The sequence below is a fragment of the Microcoleus sp. S36b_A4 genome (genome assembly GCF_036700645.1).
In the GTDB taxonomy this organism is placed as follows: Bacteria; Cyanobacteriota; Cyanobacteriia; order Cyanobacteriales; family Microcoleaceae; genus Microcoleus.
Genome location: NZ_JAUBPI010000076.1, coordinates 16,171 through 31,596, shown reverse-complemented (window position 1 = coordinate 31,596; position 15,426 = coordinate 16,171). Strand labels below are relative to the sequence as shown.

The 15,426-nt window shown below is 46.0% G+C and carries 15 protein-coding genes and 1 pseudogene; 7 read left to right on the top strand and 9 right to left on the bottom strand.

The window, feature by feature from the left end; translation table 11 throughout:
• Positions 1–318: 318 nt before the first annotated feature.
• Positions 319–630 (top strand): annotated as a pseudogene (locus tag QUA03_RS21235) (cobalamin-binding protein); the annotation flags it as partial.
• A gap of 138 nt (positions 631–768) precedes the next feature.
• Here QUA03_RS21235 and QUA03_RS21230 read toward each other — a convergent pair.
• The 9 genes from QUA03_RS21230 to QUA03_RS21190 all read right to left on the bottom strand — a co-directional run bounded on the left by QUA03_RS21230 (position 769) and on the right by QUA03_RS21190 (position 8,151).
• The gene (locus tag QUA03_RS21230; RefSeq protein WP_333214694.1) at positions 769–1,398 is read right to left on the bottom strand and encodes a fasciclin domain-containing protein; all 630 of its coding nucleotides are present in this window, start codon (positions 1,396–1,398) and stop codon (positions 769–771) included.
• A gap of 165 nt (positions 1,399–1,563) precedes the next feature.
• The gene (locus tag QUA03_RS21225) at positions 1,564–2,346 is read right to left on the bottom strand and encodes an MBL fold metallo-hydrolase (protein ID WP_333214692.1); all 783 of its coding nucleotides are present in this window, start codon (positions 2,344–2,346) and stop codon (positions 1,564–1,566) included.
• A 323-nt stretch (positions 2,347–2,669) separates the two neighbouring features.
• The gene (locus QUA03_RS21220; RefSeq protein ID WP_333214690.1) at positions 2,670–3,257 is read right to left on the bottom strand and encodes an aminodeoxychorismate/anthranilate synthase component II; all 588 of its coding nucleotides are present in this window, start codon (positions 3,255–3,257) and stop codon (positions 2,670–2,672) included.
• Between the two features lie 177 nt (positions 3,258–3,434).
• The gene (locus QUA03_RS21215) at positions 3,435–3,947 is read right to left on the bottom strand and encodes a diacylglycerol kinase family protein (RefSeq protein WP_333085282.1); all 513 of its coding nucleotides are present in this window, start codon (positions 3,945–3,947) and stop codon (positions 3,435–3,437) included.
• Between the two features lie 161 nt (positions 3,948–4,108).
• Positions 4,109–4,645, bottom strand: a complete 537-nt coding sequence (gene ybeY / locus QUA03_RS21210; protein WP_333214688.1) for an rRNA maturation RNase YbeY — start codon at positions 4,643–4,645, stop codon at positions 4,109–4,111.
• Positions 4,646–4,852: 207 nt separating this feature from the next.
• Positions 4,853–5,071, bottom strand: a complete 219-nt coding sequence (locus QUA03_RS21205) for a DUF3285 domain-containing protein (protein WP_333214686.1) — start codon at positions 5,069–5,071, stop codon at positions 4,853–4,855.
• 202 nt (positions 5,072–5,273) lie between these two features.
• Positions 5,274–6,059, bottom strand: a complete 786-nt coding sequence (locus tag QUA03_RS21200) for a DUF4058 family protein (protein WP_333214684.1) — start codon at positions 6,057–6,059, stop codon at positions 5,274–5,276.
• 120 nt (positions 6,060–6,179) lie between these two features.
• Positions 6,180–8,009, bottom strand: a complete 1,830-nt coding sequence (thrS, locus tag QUA03_RS21195; protein ID WP_333214683.1) for a threonine--tRNA ligase — start codon at positions 8,007–8,009, stop codon at positions 6,180–6,182.
• Positions 8,002–8,151 carry a hypothetical protein gene (locus QUA03_RS21190; RefSeq protein WP_333214682.1) on the bottom strand — a complete coding sequence of 50 codons (150 nt, stop codon included), beginning with the start codon at positions 8,149–8,151 and terminating at the stop codon, positions 8,002–8,004. The genes thrS and QUA03_RS21190 overlap by 8 nt, the downstream gene beginning before the upstream one ends.
• Positions 8,152–8,437: 286 nt before the next feature.
• On the opposite strand from QUA03_RS21190, the gene QUA03_RS21185 reads away from it, so the two are divergent.
• From QUA03_RS21185 to QUA03_RS21160, 6 genes are all read left to right on the top strand, one after another.
• On the top strand, positions 8,438–8,767 hold the full coding sequence (locus tag QUA03_RS21185) for a DUF2605 domain-containing protein (protein WP_333214680.1): 330 nt from the start codon (positions 8,438–8,440) through the stop codon (positions 8,765–8,767).
• 158 nt (positions 8,768–8,925) lie between these two features.
• The gene (locus QUA03_RS21180; protein ID WP_333106625.1) at positions 8,926–9,237 is read left to right on the top strand and encodes a DUF2973 domain-containing protein; all 312 of its coding nucleotides are present in this window, start codon (positions 8,926–8,928) and stop codon (positions 9,235–9,237) included.
• Positions 9,238–9,866: 629 nt separating this feature from the next.
• Positions 9,867–11,858, top strand: a complete 1,992-nt coding sequence (locus QUA03_RS21175; protein ID WP_333214678.1) for a DICT sensory domain-containing protein — start codon at positions 9,867–9,869, stop codon at positions 11,856–11,858.
• A gap of 1,273 nt (positions 11,859–13,131) precedes the next feature.
• Positions 13,132–13,632 (top strand): peptidoglycan-binding protein, encoded by a 501-nt coding sequence (locus tag QUA03_RS21170; RefSeq protein ID WP_333214676.1) that lies wholly within the window; start codon positions 13,132–13,134, stop codon positions 13,630–13,632.
• 301 nt (positions 13,633–13,933) lie between these two features.
• Positions 13,934–14,359: a photosystem I reaction center subunit II PsaD gene (locus QUA03_RS21165; RefSeq protein ID WP_332956926.1), complete on the top strand. Its 426-nt coding sequence runs from the start codon at positions 13,934–13,936 to the stop codon at positions 14,357–14,359.
• 164 nt (positions 14,360–14,523) lie between these two features.
• A complete protein-coding gene (locus QUA03_RS21160; RefSeq protein WP_333214673.1) occupies positions 14,524–15,384 on the top strand; it encodes a GNAT family N-acetyltransferase in 861 nt (286 codons plus the stop codon).
• Positions 15,385–15,426 lie beyond the last annotated feature (42 nt).

Here is a 15,426-nt window from a genome sequence, read left to right as displayed (position 1 = left end):
GGTCTGACCAGTTTTTTTTCAACAATTCTCTAAAAGCCTCTTGACAAAAGACTTACAGTCTTAACTTGTCACCAATGACTAGCTATGGGTTTCAGGTGGGTTGTCACCCCCCCAGGATTTAGGGATTGTTAAGCTAAGCATGAAAACCTCATGTCAGGCTAATTATTTCTCCTTTCCCTGGAACTCAAAGAAGTCCCGAACAATTTTTTTTCAACAATAAAGGAACAAATGGAGTCATATTTTAATTGGGTCAACAGGTCAAACATGAGTAATTTTACTCATTGACAATAGTGCTTTTAGCTTAACTTGTGAGTAATGATTGTCGGGGAACATTCCCCTTGGTTAAAATGGGAATCGCTAGTAGGAGCTAACCCCGATGTAATTATTTTTATGCCTTGTGGTTTTGATTTGAACCGCACTCGCATCGAAGCAATACACATAACTAAATATGCAGAATGGCCTAATTTGGAAGCAGTAAAAATGGGGAACGTTTACATAACTGACGGCAATTCTTACTTTAATCGGCCGGGGCCGAGATTGGTTGATTCGTTAGAAATTTTAGCAGAAATTCTCCATCCCGAAATCTTCGATTTTGGCCATCGGGGTAAGGGTTGGCAGCCATTTTTGTAAGTACCTGCAGCTAGCTAAAGCTTTATCTATATTAATTCTGAATTGCCTGCCATACAAATAAGGACACAACATTGTTGTGTCCTTACTTCGTCTTCATTTAACCGAATCTGACATCAATTGATGCACAAAACGCTAGTCCTACTTGGCATCAGGGGGCATCAACACCTTGTCAATTACGTGAATAACGCCGTTGCTAGCTTTGATATCAGCTTTCACAACATTAGCACCGCTGACAGTAACTTTGCCTGCGTTAACTCCCACCTTCAGCGAACTGCCTTCGACACTTTTAACATCGCCGGATTTCAGGCTAGTAGATACAACCGAACCAGGAACAACGTGGTAAGTTAAAATCTTAGTAAGTAGGGCTTTGTTTTCCGGTTTGAGCAAATTCTCCACAGTTCCTTCTGGCAAAGCAGCAAAGGCCGCATCAGTCGGAGCAAAAACAGTGAAAGGGCCTTTTCCTTGTAAAGTTGTCACCAAACCTGCAGCTCCCAAAGCCTTCGTCAATGTCTCGAATTGAGCGTCGCCAGATGCAATAGCAACAATATCCTTAGCAGCGGAAGTTGGTGCAGGTGAAGCGGAAGTTGGTGCGGGTGAAGCAGCGGTTTTCACTTTTCCTGCAACTTGTGAAGTTTGAGTTGCATTAGCAACATTGGTGTTGGAGGTGATGTGAGCCCAAGCCGGGAAACCGATTAACGCGCTAGCGCCGATTATTCCTGCGAAACCTGTGAGTTGTTTGATCCAACTAGGTAAATTTTGATTTTTCATTGCGCTTGCATTTCCTTATGAGATAAAACAGTGAACATGAATTGTTATGTTAGCCAAATCTCGACAAAAGGCAAGGTTGCCAGAGGCTAAGGTAAAGAGAAAATTCTCTTGCATCCCCGATCGACCAAAACTCCCTTACTATAACGCAAGCTGAAAAATCGGGCATCAACCGCTAAATCTGTAACTCAAAACCTCAATCACTGAACCAGTTTGGGGTAAGTCAGCAGATTTGATCGAAATCGTGTCATTATTCACTCGGCGCACCGGCGTACCATCCATCAGCGCCAAGAATTCATCTAGCGGCACCAAATCGCACGCAGCAGCATCGGCGGCTTGGGTTTTGAAATGCGTCGGAATCACCATCTTTGGTTTGAGAAGTTGCAAAGTTTGCTTCGCTTCCGCCGGAGTGTAAGCTTTCGGCCCGCCACCCACGGGAATCAGCACTACATCGGGCCGCCCGATCAAGATTTGTTCTTCAATGCCGATCGGGCCAGCAACTCCGCCCAAGTGTAAAATCTTAACGCCCGCTTGCTGCCACAGCCAAGCCACATTGACCCCAAATCGCCTTCCTCCCTCACGGTCTTTTTCCGTCCGAATCCCTTGAATCCGCAGCCCGTTAGACCTGTAAGCCCCTGGTTCGTACAAAAGGCCGGGATTGCCCGCAAATCCGTCGATCGCCCCTTCATCGAGCAATCGGCTGCTAATCAGAATCAAATCTGTTGGCACTTTAGGAGAGCGATAGCCTGCGGTACAGCCCAGGGGGCGAAAAGGATTCACCAGCACCCTCGCACCGCCTCCGGCGAACAAGAAGCAAGTGTGGCCCAACCACTGAATCGACAAAGAATCAGCAGTTTGAGCTTGATAGCTTTCCCATCCAGATGGCAAACCCGTGAAGAAAGCTGCTAGCAAACCCGTCTGTGCGTAACGTATTAATTGTCGCCGTTTCATCTTGTGGTTGGGGTTGTCGGGTGTTGGTCGTCTGTTGTTATACCACAAAACACCGCCAGTCGATTTTAGATTTTAGATTTTAGATTTTAGATTTACTCCACAGATGAATCTGGGATATGGAACTTTCGTCTAAAATTTGGGGCTCACCACAACTATTTTCGGGGGCTTGTATCCTTTTGTGGGCGGCTGAGGTGCGAAAATGTGCACCATAGTTTTACCGTAAAGTTCGCGTTGCGCGCCCTACAAAGTTAGATAATTTCAACCGTCAGGTTCGCATTACGCACCCGAAAGATTCAGACAAAAACTCAAAATTCAAAACCCAACTAAAGCCGTTCCAAGAAATTTCGTAATAATTGCTTTCCCGAAGTCGTCAAAATACTTTCCGGGTGAAACTGTACACCTTCAATGTGCGGATATTCCCGATGCCGCACACCCATAATAGTTCCGTCTTCAACCCAAGCGGTAATTTCCAAAACTTCTGGACAACTCTGCTTTTCAATTACCAAACTGTGATAGCGAGTGGCAATCATCGGCGATTCCACGCCCAGAAAAACTCCGACTCCTGCGTGTTCTACCTGAGAAGTTTTGCCGTGCATCAACACGGGTGCAGAAACAATTTTCCCGCCAAATACTTGACCGATACTTTGATGTCCCAGGCAGACGCCTAAAATTGGTAAAGTCGGGCCCAATTCTTTGATTAATTCCAGAGAAATTCCCGCATCTTCCGGCCGCCCCGGGCCAGGAGAAATCACCACTGCTGCCGGCTGCAATTGGCGAATTTCTGCTAAGGAAATTTGGTCGTTCCGGTAGACTTGCACTTCGCTGGCTACGGGCAATTCAGCACCTAGTTCTCCTAGATACTGTACCAAATTGTATGTAAAACTGTCGTAGTTATCGATGACTATAATCACGGGTTAAGTTAGATTTTAGGTTTTAGATTTTAGATTTTAGATTGACTCGCTCCCTGAAAGCAAGGGTTTCAAGATTTTAGATAGATGCCGAAGATAAAAATAGCTGCAATATAGACGAATAAAACTAAAAATCTCAAATTGGTCATCTAAAACCTAAAATTTTCTGCCTCCAATAAGTTACTGACGGCCGATCGCAATTTGAACGACTGCCCACAAAGGAGGAAGCAGAAGTGCAGTACCGACGATGATCGCAGCCATTGCCGATACCAGAACTGCTCCGGCAGCGCAGTCTTTGGCAATTCTGGCTAGTTCGTGATAAGATTGCCCGACTGTCAAGTCTACCACCGATTCGATCGCCGTATTCAACAGTTCCATTGCTAAAACTATGCCAATGGTGACGCCGATCACAGATATTTCTACAGGTTTGAGTTGCAAAAATAGCCCGAGTCCGATCGCCAAAGTGCCTATAACTGTGTGAATCCGAAAATTGCGCTGAGTTTCAAAAGCATAACTCAGACCCCCCCAAGCGTATCTAAAACTCGTAGCTAAGCTAGATGCGATTTTCCAGGACAGCTCTCGGTTGTATTTCAAGGCTTTTTTCGGCTCCTGGACTGTCTGGCTAGAAGAGTCTTGAGGCATGGGCAGAAACTGTGCGATTTGTGATGAAATTGAGGGTCTATCTAGTGTCATAAAGAACCAACTTTAATTTACAGAGATGAATGAAAGCTAAACTTTTCAAATTAACTTCATCAAGTCTAGGTAACTTTTCTAAGTTTTTACTAAAGTTTTGGTTTAATTTCAGAAAGTTATGTTGGGCTTGACATGATTTTTTAAATCAACATCAACTTCAGTTATGCTGTTTGGATCGCAAGACCGATCGCCCGCAGCAATGTTTCTTGTCGATCGAGCATTTGAGTCAGACTTTCTTCATCCGGGTGATCCCAGCCCAAAAGATGCAGAAAACCGTGGGCTGCCAGCCAAGCTAGTTCGTTCTTCAGGGGATGTCCTTGCTGCTGGGCTTGTCGGTTAGCTGTATCGATCGAGATGACGATATCACCCAAGTATAGGGGTTCAGATGACTGCATTTCCTCTAGCTGAGGACAGTCTACCTCTAAAGATGCGAAAGCTAGTACATCAGTCGGTCTATCGAGCTGGCGGTACTGGAGGTTGAGGGCTTGCATCTCGGTATCGGCGGTTAAACGCAGACTGACTTCGTAGCCCGGAGCGACTGGCACATAATCTTCCTGGTTTTCCAGCCAAACGCTAAACCAATTTTCCCAGGTTTCGGCTGAAATCTCCCCGCTGGCTGTACTCTCAGGGAGGTTGGAAGCGTCGGCTGACTGCTGGGCGAGCCCGTAACAGTCCTCGACGTTCACCTCAATTAACATTTTTTTGCTCTCCTGTCAAGGGATATATTCAATTTTTTTACAAATTCCAATTGCGCGATCGAGCAGAATTACTTTTTGCTTTCAGCAGGCACATTACAATAATCTCTTGAAGATTGCAACAGGCCGGCAACACAATCAGCTTAACTCCCGATTAAGAAAGATGAAAAACAGCAGCGGAAATTAGAGGCTGATTGTTTGAATCCCTAATTAAGAATTGAAATATCGATCGAGAAAAGCCAAACCGACGAGTACGCCTAAAAGTCCGGCGGCTGTCAAAGCAAAATGAAACAGAGAAGTCGCCCGCTTGCGAACCATGTTCCGCATCGCCAGCTTGACATAACTCGGTGGAGGTGAAGTGTTTGTCGGTGCTGTCGGGGTTTCTGCCGGCTCTTCGGAGGCGGGAATTGCTGAGGGAGGTTGACTCATAACGGTTAGTTTAGAAGGTTAATAGAGGGGCTGCTGAGGACAGACTTGCCACGATGGTAACAAAGATGTAACGTTTTGTGTAGGTGTTTTGAGTTTTTCGAGCCTCGTTACCCTATATTTCTGTAGGGGTCGTTTCGCCGACATCAAAAACCACCAAAAATTCTCATAAACCCGCCCCCCACCAGGGAAGAATCTACTTTCCTTATCCCTTTAACCCTCTTTCCCGCAACAAAGCATCCGCCCAAGCAGCATCTGATTCTGAAAGCGCAGGTAGGGGTGCGGTGTAATCTATTCTAAAGTCATAGGCGGCGCGATCGTAAACCCCATTTAATAACGCTTGTAAATCTACAATTGGTTCCGCATCACCCGCACGCAAAGGCAAGGGAAACTGAGGAATCATATCCGGTAAATTGAAAAGGTACAAATCCGCCAAAGGCCTTTGATTTCCCCGACTCGCTAAAATTCGATAACTTGCCTCAATATCGTTCCCAAAAACTAACATTGGTTGGTAACTTCGCAGCAAGTCAATTTCAATCATATGAGTGCGACTACCAAACACCTTTTCTCGCTTTGCTTCATATATTTCTCGCCCTTTCCCAGGGCGCTTATTGGCGGGTGACAACACTTCAATCACTGTCACAACTTCCCTAGTTTCTGTATCTCGCACCTCTAAATATGCTTCCCTAAATTCCACAGGTACTGGCAGTCTTACTTTCAAGGCTGTCACAGGCGGCGCGGCAACTGCAACATTAGAAGAAGTTGGGTTTGTTTGACTTGGAGAGCGCTGCACAGTGACATCAGGAATCCCCACTAAAAGGGAATTTTCCCCGCTAAGCTCATAAACTCTTTTTTCAATATCGACGATATATTTTGGCAGCAACTGTGGCACTAATGATTCAAAAATGCTACTAATTAGCAAGTGATGTACTTGAGGCCACAATTCAGGACTTTCTAAATAAGGATTCATCCCTAGAAACGGATTACTCATTAATTTAACTCCTGTTAATTTACCTAATTATATGAGTTTAGTCGATCGATTAGAAAAACGCAGACAATATCAAACTATCATCTGCGTTAATCCCCGTGCATCTGCGTTTAAAAAATCCCCCTAAAAATCTCCGTAACTACTAATCGCCGCCTGCAACCTCCCAATCACTTCCTCAACCGAAATAGCCCCCAACTCCCCAGAAGTCCGAGTCCGAATATTCAAACTATTCGCCTCAACTTCCTTCGCACCCACAACACCCATCACCGGAATTTTATCCTTCTCAGCATTGCGAATCAACTTGCCCAAACGCTCGCTATTCTCATCAGCTTCAGCGCGCATTCCGAGCATTTTCATCTTCGCGGCCACTTCCTTCGCAAACGGCAAAAACTCGGCGCTGACAGGCAACAACCGCACCTGAATCGGCGCTAACCACAGCGGAAAATCGCCCGCATACTGCTCAATCAAAATCCCGATCAAACGTTCCAAAGAACCGAAAGGAGCGCGGTGAATCATCACCGGACGCTTGCGAGTGCCGTCTTCAGCAACATATTCCAAATCAAAACGTTCTGGCAAGTTGTAATCTACCTGAACAGTTCCTAATTGCCATTCTCTATCCAAGACATCTTGGAAAATGAAATCGAGTTTCGGCCCGTAAAAAGCCGCCTCTCCAATTCCCTCAAAATAATTCATTCCCAAAGTTTCCACTGCGCGGCGGATTGCACCTTGAGCCTTTTCCCAAGCTTCATCGGAACCGATGTATTTCTCTAAATTGTTTGGATCGCGGAAACTCAAACGCGCCTTAAAGTTTTTCAGTTGCAGACTCTTGAATACTGACAGAATCAAATCCACCACATTCAAGAATTCTGCATCCAACTGTTCCGGTGTGACAAATAAGTGGGAATCATCCACCGTAAAGCCGCGCACCCGCGTTAAACCGCCCAATTCTCCCGATTGTTCGTAGCGGTAAACCGTGCCGAATTCCGCTAAGCGCATCGGCAGTTCTCGATAGGATCGCAATTCGCTTTTGTAAATTTGGATGTGGAAAGGGCAGTTCATCGGTTTCATCACAAAACCCTGTTCGTTTGCTGCCGCTTCCTCATCCTCCGCCATCAGCGGAAACATATCTTCTTTGTATTTCTGCCAGTGTCCAGAAATTTTGAACAAATCTACTCTGGCGATGTGTGGAGTCACAACTTGCAAATAGCCGCGTTTGATTTGTTCTTGTTTCAAGTAATCTTCTAAAATACTTCTCAAAACAGTGCCTTTCGGCGTCCACAAAGGCAAGCCGGGGCCCACAGGATCGGCAAAAATAAATAAGCCTAATTCTTTACCTAATTTGCGGTGATCGCGCCTTAATGCTTCTTCTTTGCGGTGTTTGTATGCTGCTAATTGTTCGGGAGTTTCCCAAGCAGTGCCGTAAATCCGCTGTAATTGAGCTTTGGTTTCGTCGCCGCGCCAGTACGCCCCTGCTAGGCTTTCTAGCTCGATCGCCTTTGGATTCAACTCACTGGTATTATCCAAGTGAGGCCCCACGCACAAATCCCACCATTCCTCGCCCAAATGGTAAAAAGTAATTGGTTCGATCAAACCTTCTAAAATTTCTAATTTGTAAGGTTCGTTAATCTCCTTAATTCTGCGTTCTGCTTCCTCGCGGCTGACTTCTTCCCGAATTACAGGCAATTTACGGTTGATGATTTTGATCATCTCTTTTTTAATGGCTTTTAAATCCTGTTCCGTAAAAGGTTCGGGAGTGTCAAAGTCATAATAGAAACCGTTTTCAATCCAAGGGCCGATAGTCACTTGCGCCTTGGGAAATAACTTCTGTACCGCCATCGCCATAACGTGGGAAGTGGTGTGGCGAATTTTTTTTAGTGCCTCGGACTCACTCGTGCGGGGCAACTCAATTTTAACGGACTCTTCTGGAGGGGACATGGATTCTGAGCTAGACATCGGCTGAATTAGCAATTAATTTAGTTGCAGTTGCTTCTATATTACTCAGATTGGGACAGCAAGCGCCGACTTCCGACTGGGGGACACTCCGGGAAATTAGGTCATTCTGGGCATTGGGCATTGGGCATTGGGCATTGGGCATAGTTTTTTTCTTCCTTCTTTCTTCTTCCTTTCATCTCTTACATCCGTTACATCGGAAGAAAGCGAATCCCTTGCCGAACTTCCTTCTGCTATGAGCTATTGCTAGCGAGTCTGAGCCGATATTGCACAATTTGGGGATTTCGACTCAAAAATCGCTGCTGGCACAGTTAAATTTATTCACACCCACGGGCTAATTGTTATTAAATTATTGAATTTTTGTTAAAAATATGTTACAATTTGTAAAGACCGTCTAAGACTATAATAGATAAATAACCCAATTTTGATCCATGCTTAATTCCAACTTGCCCGAGCCAGAATTGCTCAAAGCGTTACTGGAACCGCTGTTAGAGGATTTCAATTACTGGTTCGACCGATCGGCAAAGCTCTTAGAAACTGAGGAAATTCCCTTTCTCAGCGAGGAAGATCAATCTGACTTGCTGGCGCGAGTCAAACAGGCTCAGCAAGAAGTAGGCGCAGCAAAAGCTCTATTTCAAGCAACCGGGGGTCAAGTTGGGATTGAAACAGCAGCACTGATGCCGTGGCACAGACAGCTCGCCGAATGCTGGCAAGTATCGGCACGCTTTCGCTCATGGCAGTCAGCTCCCCCTGGAAAATAAGGAAGCGAGTTCAAGTTAAATTTGCAGTCAAATCCCCAACCTTGGGAAATGTGGCGGCCCACTTGACAACCTCAAACAGATTTCCAGTTAATAAGTTATTACTTGCTGAAACACTTTTGTAAATTGCTGTGTGGCTGTTTAGCCCGGAGGAGAAGATAATGTTGCACTTGCTTTATATTTTAGCTTTTACCGTTCTTGCCTTTCTGGCGGTCGGTAACTTAATCCGCAGTCTAGTCACCGTTGGTATGGAGTCCCAGCGCCCTCAACAGTTCAGGGCAAATAATCCCTACGCATCCTATCCTCGCTCTCAATCTGTACCGCATCCAGAACTTTTAGACGAACACGGAAATGTTGTCAATGAGCCGCTGTTAGTGATGCGTTCGCTGACTGTCCAAGACGCCCGCGAACAATTAGATGCTCTCTACAAATCATCTCCCGGTGGCAGCGACGAAGGGGGCGAACTAGCCTAATACAACCACAGCCGCAGCATTTATACTTAGGCGCTATGCCTCAAAAAAAATATAGGACTTACAAGCTAGGTGTCCGAAACCCTTTTTCTTCATAGATTTTGGTGAAAATCGTTTCCGCGCTTCATCGGAATAATAATTTTCCGAGCATCCTTGGCATCATTCCGAATCTAACCAGATTGGATATAAGTCCTCAAAATAATTGGCCGTTAGTTTTTAGCTAATGGCCAATTACTTGTGATTTTTGAAAGTTTAATTGCCGATTAGCCAGATCGATCGCCAAAAACCGATTCGCCAAAAACCGATAAAGATAGCATTGATATCAAATAGCTCAAGAATAGTATAATGCAAGAGATCCGGAAGCGGTGCCTAACAAGTCTGAATGGTGAGAGTGCTAACGCCCGAATCGAACCCTGAATAGATGAGTTGGCGTCAAAACCTAGAGGTAAAAACAGGTGACTTTGGGATGAACTCAAGGTCTTGGAGGCATACCTCTGCTTAGATTCGTCTAAATGATATGACTTAAACAGTCGTGTTATGAAGCATAAATGTATCAGATACTGAAAAGGGATCGCTCTAAACCTCCTATCGATCCTGTTTTGTCATCGGCAAAAATGCACGTTTAAGGCTAGATGATCGTCCCTATTTCGCTACTGGCAGAACTTCTGCAAGCTTTGCCCCAACTGCGGGCACAAATTTATTTCAAATCTTCCATGACAGCCTTGTCTCACGCGATGGAAGACTTAGTTTTGGCGGGTTCAGACGACGAACCGCTAGTGATTGCCAGCTTTCAGCGAGAGCGCTTCTACCGCCAGGAAGCTCACCGCTACCGGCGAATTGCCTCACGCTCGTCTCAGGTATACGTGCTGGCTGCACCGGAAACTGACTTTAAAAATTCCTCGGAATGTCACGAAACTGTGGCGTTTGCACCGGAGGACGGATTGAGTAAAGAGTGGCACTTAGTGGTGCTGGGGCAGCACTACTCAACTTGCCTGATTTGTCAAGAAAAAATTGTGCCGATCGACAACCAGGACGATGGCGGGCCACTGTTGATGGATCAAGCTCGCAGATTTGAAGGAATTTGGACGTTCGATCGCGAGGTCAGCTCCAAAGCTGCCGCATTGTTGCTCGATAGAATTGTCAATTATCGCCCGGAATTGGCCGAAAAGATCGATCGAGCGCGAACTACTTACAAGCTCAAAACACCGAAAAAAACGAGGAAATCCGCCACTTCCAAAGCCGCCAAACCCGACATAAGTACGGGAAAAAGCTCAAAAATTCCCAATCCAAAATTGAGCGACGCTTTTACCGAGCGCTTAGTAACCTACTTGCAAGCAGGCCAGCACAAACTGCTCAAAGCATACGCCGCCATCGCCGCCCAGGAACGCAAAGAACGCCTGGTAAACTTAATTACCACGGCAATGCGGCAGTCTCTCAACCCACAAGAAATCGTCGAAGTTGCAGTTCAAGAACTGGGCACTGCCCTGTCAGCAAGCCGATGTTTGATTTATCGGTGCAAGACCGCAGATGTGGCGGTCAAAATCGATCGCGAGTTTTTGGGGCCGGGCGCTAGTTCCATGCTGGATCAGACTTGGCTGTTGCAGGAAAATCCAATATGGAGTGACGCGGTGGCGCGGCAAGAGCGAGTTTACATCCAAGACACTGCACAACACCCCCTGATTGTCAATACACAATTCCTGGAAAAAACTGTAAAAAATTGGCAAATTGTCTCTTGGCTAATGGTGCCAGTGCTTTATCAGGGGCGGGTTTTGGGCATGGTGGAAATGCACCAGTGTCGATCGACTTTGGCTTGGGAAGAAGACGAAATTGCTTTAGTAGAGGCAATCGCCACCCAACTCGGAGCGGCCTTAATTCAAGCAGAAACCTACGCTCATTTAGAAGAACTCAACCAACAATTAGAAGCATTAGACCGCACTCGCAGCAATCTAATTGCCATCACCGGACATGAACTCCGCACCCCTCTTTCTACGATTCAAGTTTGTTTGGAAAGCTTGAACTCCGAACCAGATATGCCCCCAGAATTGCGGCAAATCATGTTAGAAACTGCCCTCGGCGATGCCGATAGAATGCGAAAACTCGTGCAGGATTTCTTAACTCTTTCTCACTTAGAAAGCGGGCGAGTTCAATGGAATGTAGAATCGCTGACGCTGCAAGAATGCGTTGATTTGGCCCTTAGCAGCGTGCGATCGGGGGGCGGACTCGATCGACAGTTACCGGAAATTATCGCCGAAGTGTCCGCAGAATTGCCTTTAGTGCAAGCTGACGGAGAGTGGTTGGTGGAGGTGCTCTCCAAACTGCTAGACAACGCTTGCAAATTCACCACACCTCAAGGAAGCGTCACCATAAGAGCGAAATGCAACGGTTCTCGGATGGTGGAAGTGCTCGTAGCCGATACGGGGAGGGGAATCGAGGCGAACAGTTTAAAAGTAGTGTTCGATCGATTTTATCAAGAAGAAGGAGCTTTGCGCCGCAGCGCAGGCGGTACCGGTTTGGGATTGGCAATTTGCAAACAGATTGTTGCTGGCTGGGGCGGTAAAATTTGGGTAGATTCCGCAGGAAAAGACCGAGGAAGTGAATTTCACTTTACTATTCCCACTGTTTAGACTTAATTAATACCGCGTATTCAAGGTTTATGAAGTACACCGCGCAAAACCTGGTTTCTTTACAGTTCTCGCATCATTACTGATTCTGTTGCTCAAAACCCTGTTTATCCGTACTAAATTTACATGGAATATACTGTAAAAAACCGGGTTTGTGGGCGTCTGAGCGCGCAAATATCGATCGAGTTATATCAAATCCGGCTGCGCTGGAATGATATCAAATCCGCGCTTCCGGAGTCGGGCGTAAAGTCGAATCAAGCTGCCAACAAATAATTCGCGCAATTTTCATTTTCTTGACTCACAGTGAACAGTCAACAATGACGGACGGTGCAACCGGAATCGATATTAATCGATCGACCGAGATACGATAGCACAGAAAAGTTTTCGCAGCAGAACCAGCCTCCGCTGCTACACCCTCTCTCATATCAATTGCGGTAGCATCGAAATAGTAAAATCCAGTCAACAGTCAACCACGGATGGTGCAACCGGAATTGATCTAATTCATCTGCGTGAATCTGTGTTTATCTGCCTGTATCTGCGGTGAAAAAAAGAGAATGTATTAACCGCCCCGGACAAGGAATTGACGCGGATTCACGCAGAGATCGAGAAGAGAGATAGGAATACTTTCGATGCTAACAAATTTGATAGGAGGCGCTATTTAAGCCGGACTTGATATCAAATACTAATCTACAGTCGTCTTGAGACGACTTGAGCTATGAGGCAGGGGTTGAAACCCCTGTCGGACTTAACGACTAATATTAATGCCGATTGCATCGGAATGATTTAACCACAGAGAACGCAGAGCTCGCAGAGAAAGAGAAGAGAGAGATGAATAATTCCGATGCAAACGGAAAGGATATCACCCTCAATCCTCACCCTGTGAGATCAGCCTTAAAGGAGATGTGGCCACGCGGTGTTCAGCTTTAAAATCAAAAGTATCAAAGCAGATTCAGGATGCGCTTGCCGTCTTAAACCGGGTTTGGCGACAGAGTACCTAGGGAGGCTGCCGAAAATTAATATCAGTTTAAACAAAGAATCCAACTGTACGTAAGCTGCAAACCCCGATAGTAATCAGTCATGCCCAATCTAAAATCTAAAATCTAAAAGGGTATAAGTCTCCTGTCCACAAGTCGCGAGATGGTAAAGGTTGCTCGAATCTGTTGAGGCACTGCCGACGCCAGTGTTGATTCGAGAAAATTTGAGAAGGCAAATGTTTCGCCCGGAAAAAGTTTTTTTCCATAAGAATACTCAAACCTAGAGGTTAGCAAAACCGATTATGTCACCTACAATCCAGATGAAATCTACTCAACCTATAGCCAAAAAGCCACAACTACAATTAGGTTCTCAAGGTAAAGCGGTATTGGAACTAGAACAACTGCTAACCAAGTTGCACCTTTACCGACAGCCTGCTAAAGGAATTTTTAACAAAGCAGTTGAATTTTCTGTGAAACTGTTTCAGTTTCGGGTTTTCTTGTCACCGGATGGCATTGTCGGGCCGCTGACTTGGCAGGCGCTTTATACTGCTGCTCCAGTTAATATGCCGATACTCAAATTAGGCAGTTCTGGGGAAGCAGTCGCTACTGTTCAGGAAGTTCTCAAAACTTCCAACCATTATGGTGGTGAAATTGACGGCGACTTTGCTACTTTGACGGACAAAGCTGTTCGCGCATTTCAAAAAAGCTTTGGGATTCAGGCCAACGGGATTGTCAATCAAGAAACTTGGACTGCTTTGAGCCAAATTCCCCGCGGCTATGACCCTAATTGGTTCTTGACTTAGGGTTGACGCGGTAAATTTTTCGATCATCGCTTGTGGAGGAAAATTGGGAGAATGTGCGATTATTTGGGGGCCCACAAGCACCCGAATAATTGCTATTTTTGTTTGATTATTTTTTCGGGATTCGTGCTGCCTAATTTTGTTTTATAACTTTGGTGTAAATTACCAATTATCAATTATTAATTACTAATTATCAATTATCAGAAGAGATCGATCGCCCAAAAACTGTTAACTTTCCTTACAATTTCGACAGCAGTGTCGCGTCATGATGATAGGATGCCGTAAAAATCCTTTGGATATGTTTATGGCAGAAGAACTCACTGGACAACCCCCTCTTTTCGGCGGCAGCACCGGCGGCTTGCTGACCAAGGCGCTAGTTGAAGAGAAGTACGCGATCACTTGGACTAGCCCCAAGGAACAGGTGTTTGAAATGCCTACAGGCGGCGCTGCAATCATGCGTCAAGGCGACAACTTGCTGTATCTGCCCCGCAAGGAGCAGTGCATCGCTTTGGGCGGCCAGCAACTGCGGGCTAAATTCAAAATCTCGAACTACAAAATTTACCGCGTGTTTCCCGACGGTTCTACTGAGTACCTGCATCCCAAAGATGGCGTGTTCCCTGAAAAGGTGAACGAAGGTCGTCCCTACAACGGTAAGATTGACCGCAATATTGGCAGCAATCCCAATCCGGCTAAGCTGAAGTTCAGCGGCAAGAAGACTTTCGATCCTTAAACTATGACTGCATCGCTGAGCAAAACATAGCTAATATTGCCTTGAAAGGCTCAGCTTGTAAACTTGTTTTTGCAGTAGTATTCTGGCGCGGGAGGCTAAGCCCGCAGCGCCAAAATACTACTGCAAACTTCTAATTTTATTAAAAGTTAATCGTTAAATTAAAAATGAATGTTGCAATCAGGCGAGCGCAGCCTTCTGATATCGATGTTTGCGCTGGCATTACTTATGAAGCTTTTAAAGATATTTCCGATCGCCACTTGTTCCCTACAGATTTTCCGACGCTGGAGTTTGCAACCAAAATAAGTAGCTTGCTAATCGAAAGTCTGTTGTTTTTTGGCATCGTAGCCGAGAGTTCCGGTGTCGTTGTCGGGTGCGGATTTATGGACGAACGCAACCCGATTCGTGGTATCGGGCCCGTCAGTGTCGATCGAACTTTTCAAGGCCGCGGCACGGGACGGGAAATCATGAAAGCTTTGCTGGAACGGGGACAGGACGCTGTGGGCATCCGTTTGGTTCAGGAATCTTTTAATATGGCGTCGCTGTCGCTGTACGCTTCTTTGGGTTTTGAGGTGAAGGAATCTTTCGTGTTAATGGAAGGAAAGTTTCGCAGCCAGCCGCACCATGGGTTTGAGGTGCGACCGATGGCTAGTGAGGATGTTGGTGAATGTACGGCTTTGTGCAAGAAATTATACAGGTGCGATCGAACTAGCGATATTGAGTACGCCCTGAATTTCTTTTCTCCTTGGGTTGCTTGCAAACAAGGTCGGATTGTGGCTTATACTTGTGCGGTGTCGGCTTTGAGCCACAGCGTCGCGGAAACTGAGGCGGATATGCAGGCTTTACTTTTGGGGGCGGCCGCGTCGAACTCCGAAGCACAGGTTTCTTTCCACTTGCCGGTGCGTTACGCAAGTTTGTTTCGCTGGTGTTTGCAAGAGGGGCTGCGCGCGCTCAAACCGATGGCGGTGATGGCAGTTGGCGAGTACCAGCAGCCTCATGGCTGTTGCTTTCCGTCTTTTGTTTATTGAGCCCAAGACGGGTAGGACGCTTTTAATCGCTGAAATTATTGC

What these genes read in the sequence shown, in the direction of transcription:
- QUA03_RS21230 (WP_333214694.1), bottom strand. Translation starts at nt 1,398, where the DNA reads ATGAAAAATCAAAATTTACCTAGTTGGATCAAACAACTCACAGGTTTC.
- QUA03_RS21225 (WP_333214692.1), bottom strand. Translation starts at nt 2,346, where the DNA reads ATGAAACGGCGACAATTAATACGTTACGCACAGACGGGTTTGCTAGCA.
- QUA03_RS21215 (WP_333085282.1), bottom strand. Translation starts at nt 3,947, where the DNA reads ATGACACTAGATAGACCCTCAATTTCATCACAAATCGCACAGTTTCTG.
- ybeY (WP_333214688.1), bottom strand. Translation starts at nt 4,645, where the DNA reads ATGTTAATTGAGGTGAACGTCGAGGACTGTTACGGGCTCGCCCAGCAG.
- QUA03_RS21205 (WP_333214686.1), bottom strand. Translation starts at nt 5,071, where the DNA reads ATGAGTCAACCTCCCTCAGCAATTCCCGCCTCCGAAGAGCCGGCAGAA.
- QUA03_RS21200 (WP_333214684.1), bottom strand. Translation starts at nt 6,059, where the DNA reads ATGAGTAATCCGTTTCTAGGGATGAATCCTTATTTAGAAAGTCCTGAA.
- thrS (WP_333214683.1), bottom strand. Translation starts at nt 8,009, where the DNA reads ATGTCTAGCTCAGAATCCATGTCCCCTCCAGAAGAGTCCGTTAAAATT.
- QUA03_RS21190 (WP_333214682.1), bottom strand. Translation starts at nt 8,151, where the DNA reads ATGCCCAATGCCCAATGCCCAATGCCCAATGCCCAGAATGACCTAATT.
- QUA03_RS21185 (WP_333214680.1), top strand. Translation starts at nt 8,438, where the DNA reads ATGCTTAATTCCAACTTGCCCGAGCCAGAATTGCTCAAAGCGTTACTG.
- QUA03_RS21180 (WP_333106625.1), top strand. Translation starts at nt 8,926, where the DNA reads ATGTTGCACTTGCTTTATATTTTAGCTTTTACCGTTCTTGCCTTTCTG.
- QUA03_RS21175 (WP_333214678.1), top strand. Translation starts at nt 9,867, where the DNA reads ATGATCGTCCCTATTTCGCTACTGGCAGAACTTCTGCAAGCTTTGCCC.
- QUA03_RS21170 (WP_333214676.1), top strand. Translation starts at nt 13,132, where the DNA reads ATGTCACCTACAATCCAGATGAAATCTACTCAACCTATAGCCAAAAAG.
- QUA03_RS21165 (WP_332956926.1), top strand. Translation starts at nt 13,934, where the DNA reads ATGGCAGAAGAACTCACTGGACAACCCCCTCTTTTCGGCGGCAGCACC.
- QUA03_RS21160 (WP_333214673.1), top strand. Translation starts at nt 14,524, where the DNA reads ATGAATGTTGCAATCAGGCGAGCGCAGCCTTCTGATATCGATGTTTGC.